Raw genomic sequence first — 5,909 nt, forward strand, 5'->3', positions numbered from 1 at the left:
CCWAAAGCGCAAACACCGCCTAGACGCGCCTTTTATCCAAACTCTTAACGAAGAGATTGAGAGCATTTTGGCCGAACTCCAAGACCCCAAAGAATACGAGGAGGCCTCCCAAACTCTGCAAATTCAAGCCCAAAAGCAAGAAGAGTTAGAGAAATTGCGCAAAGTGGCCCATGAGGCTTAAAGCTTTCAGAATCCGCACCCAGCGGGGCAATCAGATTACACGCTTAAAAGAAGTCTTTGCTAACTCTATTTTCATAAAACCGCATTTAGATTTATTGCAATGGGCACAAGAATACCGCGTTTTGAGCAAAGAATCCAGCGCGCTTTTTGGCAAATTTAACGTTTTAAGCTATCAAAAAGAGCCTATGCAGGCCATTAGCGACCCTAGCATTACAGAAGTTGTCTTAATGTGGGGCGCACAACTAGGCAAAAGCGAGATTTTAAATAACGCCATTGGCTATTTTATCCACCAAGACCCTAGCACTATTCTTTTTCTATTGCCCACAGAAGATCTAGCCCAAGACTACTCAAAACGCCGCCTAGCCCCCATGTTTAGAGATATCCCCCAGTTACAAGAGCTCATAGATGACAAAGAGGCCAATAACACCATCCTAACTAAGAACTTCAAGGGCGGAAATTTGGCCCTAGTAGGAAGCAATAGCCCCTCTAAACTCTCCAGCAAGCCCATAAAGGTTTTAATCGTAGATGAGTGCGACCGCTGCATGAACACCAAAGAGGGGCATAGCATAGCCCTAGCCCAAAAGCGCACGGCGACCTACTTTGATAAGAAAATCATCAAAGTATCCACCCCTACTCTCAAAGGTCATAGCTACATAGAAAGAGAGTTTGAGAGCAGTGATAAACGCTTTTTTCTAGTGCCCTGTCCACATTGCGCTTTTGAACAAACTCTAGTCTTAAGCGGGGTGGTTTACGATCTAGACGCGCAACAAAAGCCCCTCTATCACACCATTGCCTATAAGTGTATGGAATGCGGGGGGCTATGGAGTGAAGTGCAAAAACAGCAAGCGGTGAATGCGGGCAAGTGGGTCGCTACTAATGCCAATGAGCACACCGCACAAAAGGCGGGCTTTTTTTTAAATGCCCTGTATAGTCCTTTTGTCAGTATGACTGAGATCATCAAAGACTACTACAGCGCGCTAGGTAATCCCTCTAGCATGCAAGTTTTTACCAACACGCAAGAGGCTATGCCCTACGAGCCCCCCTCTGTGATTTTTGCCGAACAAGCCCTTTATGTGCGCCGTGAAGACTACAGCGCGACTAATTTGCCCGATGATATTCGCTTTATCACCGCCGGGGTGGATGTGCAAACAGATCGCCTAGAAGTGGAGTTTAAAGGCTGGGGGAATGGTTATGAGAGTTGGGGAGTCAAGCATTTAGTTTTAAGGGGTAAAACCGATGATGGGCAAGTTTGGGGACATCTTTACCAACAACTCAAACAGATTTTTTACACCACTAGCGGGCGGCGACTTGTAAGCTCGTTAAACCTGATTGATAGCGGATTTAACGCTGAAATTGTCTATAATTTTGTGAAAAAAGACCCCCGTTTTATGGCAAGTAAAGGGCACTCTGAACAGAGTGGTAAAAAACCCATCATTGAAAAACCCCGTCTGCTAGCCAAAGGGGTCAAATTCTGCAATGTAGGCACTTATAAGGCCAAAAGTGAAATTTTTAGATTTTTAGGAGTGGAGAATATTGGCCCGGGATATTGTCATTTTCCTCTTGATTACCATTTAGAGTATTTCCAGCAACTCACGGCCGAAAAACTAGAAAAGAGCGTCAACACGCGTGGCTATGAGAGTTTGCGCTGGGTCAAAATCAAAGAGCGTAACGAGGCCTTAGACCTCTTTGTGCTCAATTTAGCCGCCGCCAAGCTCTTAAAGGTGCTCGATCAGATCAACCCCAATACTGGAGACAAACATGGATGAAGCTATCCCCCTACCGCCCAATTTAGATCCCCTCAAAAAAGCGCGCGCTAACGCCCGCCCTGAAGTGCAAGACTTGCCGACTGAAATTGCCAAGCCCTTAAAGGACACGCCCACACAACAAGAGGGCGCACAAGAGCCCCCCGCTGAACAAGCCCCCAACACCACCGCCCTAAGAGTGGCCAAAATCGAGGCGGCCATTCAAAATATCTTAGATAATTTGGCTAATGGGATTGAAATCTCTAAGTATGAGATTGATGGGATCAGAATAGAGAGACGCTCCCCCCTAGACCTCATTAATCAGCTTGAAAAGCTCAAAACAAAGATGAGCAAAAAGCCCCTGCCCCGTTTTCACCACTTCAAGTTTTAAGGAGCGCGCATGTGGCCCTTTGATTTTTTCAAAAAAAAGCCCTCAAAGCCCAACAAAACCCGCTTTTATCACCCAGCACCCCCCTCTTTAGCTCCTAGCGAACTAGAAAGAGATGATTTAGCCCGCTTGCTGGGCAATGTGCGCGTGGATGCCAATTTTAGCGCGCTAAGAGCTCAGGCGCGCTCTTTGAGCACTTCTAGTGCGCTTTTAGCGGGCTTTTTTGAAACTTTGGACAAAGAAATCTTTGGAGACAATGGTTTTAGTCTTGATCTGTATAGCCCTAATGCACAACTTAATAGCCAAATAGAAAAGGCCTTTTTGGCATGGCGGCATGATATTCCTGCCTGTCCGCTGAGTTTTTGGGAGATAGAGAGTTTAGCCCTTTTGCATTATAAGCGCGATGGAGAGGCCTTTATTTATTTGAATGAAACACAAGAGGGCTTAAGCCTAGCCCTCATTGACCCGCAAAATGTAGATGAGAGTGTTGATGATGACAGAAGATTTTTTAAAGGCGTGGAGGTGGATAGTTTGCGCAATCCTCTAGCCTACCACATTCTCACAGATGAGGGGCGCACAGAGCGCATAGAGGCTAAAAATGTCATTCATATCTTTAAACGCCTCAATGGGCTACAAACTAGGGGCGTAACGCATTTGGCCAGCGTGATTCACCCGCTCTATCAAAAAGAGAAGTTCAAAAGTGCCGAGCTTAAGCGCGCGCGCCTGCAGAGCGAAATTACAGGCTTTTTTGTGGCAGGAGAAGAGCATGAGATTTTGCCTAGCATTGTGGAGGAGTTGGGCGAAGAAAACGCGCCTAAGGCTAGCGTGAGCGAGCGCGTTGAGGTGGGCAAGATGACCTATATTGAGAAAAATCTAAAGCCCTATTTCACCGAGAGTCATAACGCCACCAACATGGAGTTTTTTATCAAACAGACAGACAAAGAGATCGCCAAAGCCCTAGGAGTGAGTTATAGCACACTCACTGGCGACCTCAATGAAGTCAACTACTCATCTATCAGACACGGGGCAAGCGAGCAAAGACGGCAATTTAGGGGGTTACAAAACTTCTTAATACGGCATCTGCACAATCGCGTCTTTAAAGCATGGCTAGACAATGAGATCAAGCGGGGGGTTTTAGGCCTAGAAGCGCGCAACACCATTTTAAACAACTTTGCTTTTAAACCGCAAGGATGGGAATACATAGACCCTCTAAAAGAAATGAATGCCAACAAAGTCGCCCTAGAAACAGGGCAAAAATCCCTAAGCCAAATTTTGCGCGAACAGGGCAAAGAGCTAGACACCCATATCCAAGAGCTCAAAAAAGAATCAGAGATTTTTGATGTCCTTAAAAAAAGGAAAGGCTAATACGCTCCTTCAAAAAGCGAACGCGCGCCGTAATTGGAAATGAGCAGTTCGTGCACGCCTAGCTTTTCACTAACTCCTGCGCGCATAGCATAAGTGGTGGGCACGCGCTCGATCACAAACCCCTCATAGAGCTCTAGGGCTAGAGGATGCTCATCAATGCTTAAAAGGAATTTGCCGCTTATGCCTTTAAGTGTGTGGGCTAGGCGGGCATGCTCCTCTAGGCCAAAAGGGGTGTTTCCCCCAATATCTTCATACACACGCGCGCTGGTGATATAGGGCGGATCGCAATAAAAGAAGCTTTGAGGCGTGTCATAGAGTTTGATAAACTCCTCAAAATCCCTATTGTGAAAGATCACGCGGGCCAATCTTTGGGCTTCTTTGTGAAAATTTTTGTGAAGCAAGCGCGTGAGTGCCTCAAAGTAAGCCCTTTTTGTGGCGGGGCGTGTTCACTCCACACCTCCCCCCCCCCCCCCCCCCAGAAATCCGTTGCTCTGTCCCCTATAACTCCATTGATTGATATAATAAAAGCGCGCGGCCTGCTCGATCTTGTTGTTAGGAAAAATCCCGCTTCTTTGCTCTTTGGCTATTTGCATGAAAGTGTCGCGCTCAATGGGCAGATATGCATAAGCGCGCGCTAAACTTTCCGGGAAGTCTCTAGCACAGCGGTAGAAATTAATCAGCTCGCTATTGAAATCATTGACAATCTCAAAACGCTCTTTTTGTTTGGCAAAGAGCAAGGATAGCCCGCCTCCAAAGACTTCGCAATAATATTTTCTAGGTGGCAGTTTTTCTAAGAGCGTTTTAGTCAAATAGAATTTTCCACCGGGCCAAACAAGGGGCTTCTTAACCATTTTTATCGCCATTTTTTGCATATTCTAGCATATATATTTAACTAAAAACTATTAGAAATTATCTAAAAATTGTTGACAAATAACCAAAAAGTATATATAATAGGGAATATTTTGACAAAAAGGAGCAAAAAAATGGCTAAGTTGGTTATCGCAAATGTGGAGTTTAGTGGGGCGTTTGATGTTGATTGGCGGCGTGAGCATGGCTATTTGTTGAGACTTAACGCGCTTAAGAAGGGCGAGGCACTCTGTGAAGATGGGGCACGCTTAGAGGGTGTGTGCGCCTCTAAAATGGCCTTTAGAACAAAAATGAAAGCGTCAGGCATTCATGAACAAGTTTTTGCCTATGATAGCGCGGGCAAAAAGATGGGGTGGCTTGGGTTTAGTGCTAACAGCTATGAGGTGTCTTTCCCCGAAGATGAAAATTTTGCAGGTCTTAGCACTTTGAGCCTTCATGTTAGAGCGTTGGTGGATGTAGAGACTAAGGAGGTTGTAGAGTTTTTGTGTGTTGAGGGTGTGGTGTGTCATGGACTAACGCGCACTGGCCAAAGATTCGTTCAAGAAGTTCAAGAAGTTCAAGAAGTTCAAGAAGTTCAAGAAGTTGACGCGTGCGCAAGCCTGCAAGCTGTGGAAGTGCAAACACATATCCACAAAATGGGCGCATTTTGGGGGCTAGAGGTTAGCGGGCGGGGGCGTGTGCATAATTTAGAGTGGAATAAGCAGAAAATAGCCTATCACAACGCCCCTGTGGAAGTTGTTTTTGAGGGGGAGATTTTACACGCTCGATTGCACCGCACCGATGATCCTACATGGTTTAATATTGTGTTTGAGGATGGCGCGCCCTTTTTGAACGAAGTGGATGAGTTCTTGCATGACAATGATGACTGCCGCTATCTGCAAACTACATTAGAACTCCTTGTACGCGGGGAGCAAGTGTTGGGCGGGCGCGTGGCAAAAATGCGTTTAGACATAGATGAAGAATGTGCGGAGTATGACGCTTGGGTGGCTCAAATGCGTACTAGAGATGAAAACCGCGCCCAAGAAAAGCGCGACATTAAGCTAGAAGTGCATGAAGTGCAAAGAGAATGCTCCTATAGCGCACGCACGCATAACGGGCAAGTTGTCTTAGAAGTGGGCGGGCAAGATAGCGCGCTTTTTGTCTCTCATAGGCCTTTGGAGGGGCAGTCTAAAGATGGCTTCATCTTCAGACAGGGACAGATTAACTGGGCCCAACAGAGCCTAGATTACACGCATGCGCTTATATCTGTGCGCTTCAATGGGCGGGTTGTGCGTGCTAAGCTAAAGGCCACGCATTCATCGCGCTTTTATGCGCTGGAGTTCGCGTGCAATACAGATGCAGGCTGGAAAGAGCGGCTATTGGCACAA

The 5,909-nt window shown here is 46.4% G+C and carries 5 protein-coding genes and 1 pseudogene; 5 read left to right on the forward strand and 1 reads right to left on the reverse strand.

The annotated features are described in order from the left end of the window. From C6H00_RS06480 to C6H00_RS06495, 4 genes are all read left to right on the forward strand, one after another. The coding region (locus tag C6H00_RS06480; protein WP_158655745.1) for a hypothetical protein at positions 1-181 on the forward strand (181 nt) is incomplete at its 5' end. Next, positions 171-1,946: a phage terminase large subunit family protein gene (locus tag C6H00_RS06485; protein WP_104750192.1), complete on the forward strand. Its 1,776-nt coding sequence runs from the start codon at positions 171-173 to the stop codon at positions 1,944-1,946. The genes C6H00_RS06480 and C6H00_RS06485, both read left to right, overlap by 11 nt. Further along, a complete protein-coding gene (locus tag C6H00_RS06490) occupies positions 1,939-2,313 on the forward strand; it encodes a hypothetical protein (RefSeq protein ID WP_104750193.1) in 375 nt (124 codons plus the stop codon). The genes C6H00_RS06485 and C6H00_RS06490 overlap by 8 nt, the downstream gene beginning before the upstream one ends. 9 nt (positions 2,314-2,322) lie before the next feature. Beyond that, entirely contained in the window at positions 2,323-3,675 is a 1,353-nt protein-coding gene (locus C6H00_RS06495) for a phage portal protein (RefSeq protein ID WP_104750194.1), read from the forward strand. Here the strand turns inward: C6H00_RS06495 and C6H00_RS08855 are convergent. Beyond that, positions 3,672-4,547 (reverse strand): annotated as a pseudogene (locus C6H00_RS08855) (DNA adenine methylase). The gene C6H00_RS06495 and the pseudogene C6H00_RS08855 overlap by 4 nt on opposite strands. Before the next feature lie 111 nt (positions 4,548-4,658). Here C6H00_RS08855 and C6H00_RS06510 point away from each other — a divergent pair. Continuing rightward, positions 4,659-5,909: hypothetical protein (locus tag C6H00_RS06510; RefSeq protein WP_158655747.1), on the forward strand; the 1,251-nt coding region annotated here is incomplete at its 3' end.

It is taken from the genome of Helicobacter cynogastricus (genome assembly GCF_900197855.1).
Taxonomy (GTDB): Bacteria; Campylobacterota; Campylobacteria; order Campylobacterales; family Helicobacteraceae; genus Helicobacter; species Helicobacter cynogastricus.

Coding starts and splice junctions, on each gene's coding strand:
- C6H00_RS06485 (WP_104750192.1), top strand. CDS start 171: ATGAGGCTTAAAGCTTTCAGAATCCGCACCCAGCGGGGCAATCAGATT.
- C6H00_RS06490 (WP_104750193.1), top strand. CDS start 1,939: ATGGATGAAGCTATCCCCCTACCGCCCAATTTAGATCCCCTCAAAAAA.
- C6H00_RS06495 (WP_104750194.1), top strand. CDS start 2,323: ATGTGGCCCTTTGATTTTTTCAAAAAAAAGCCCTCAAAGCCCAACAAA.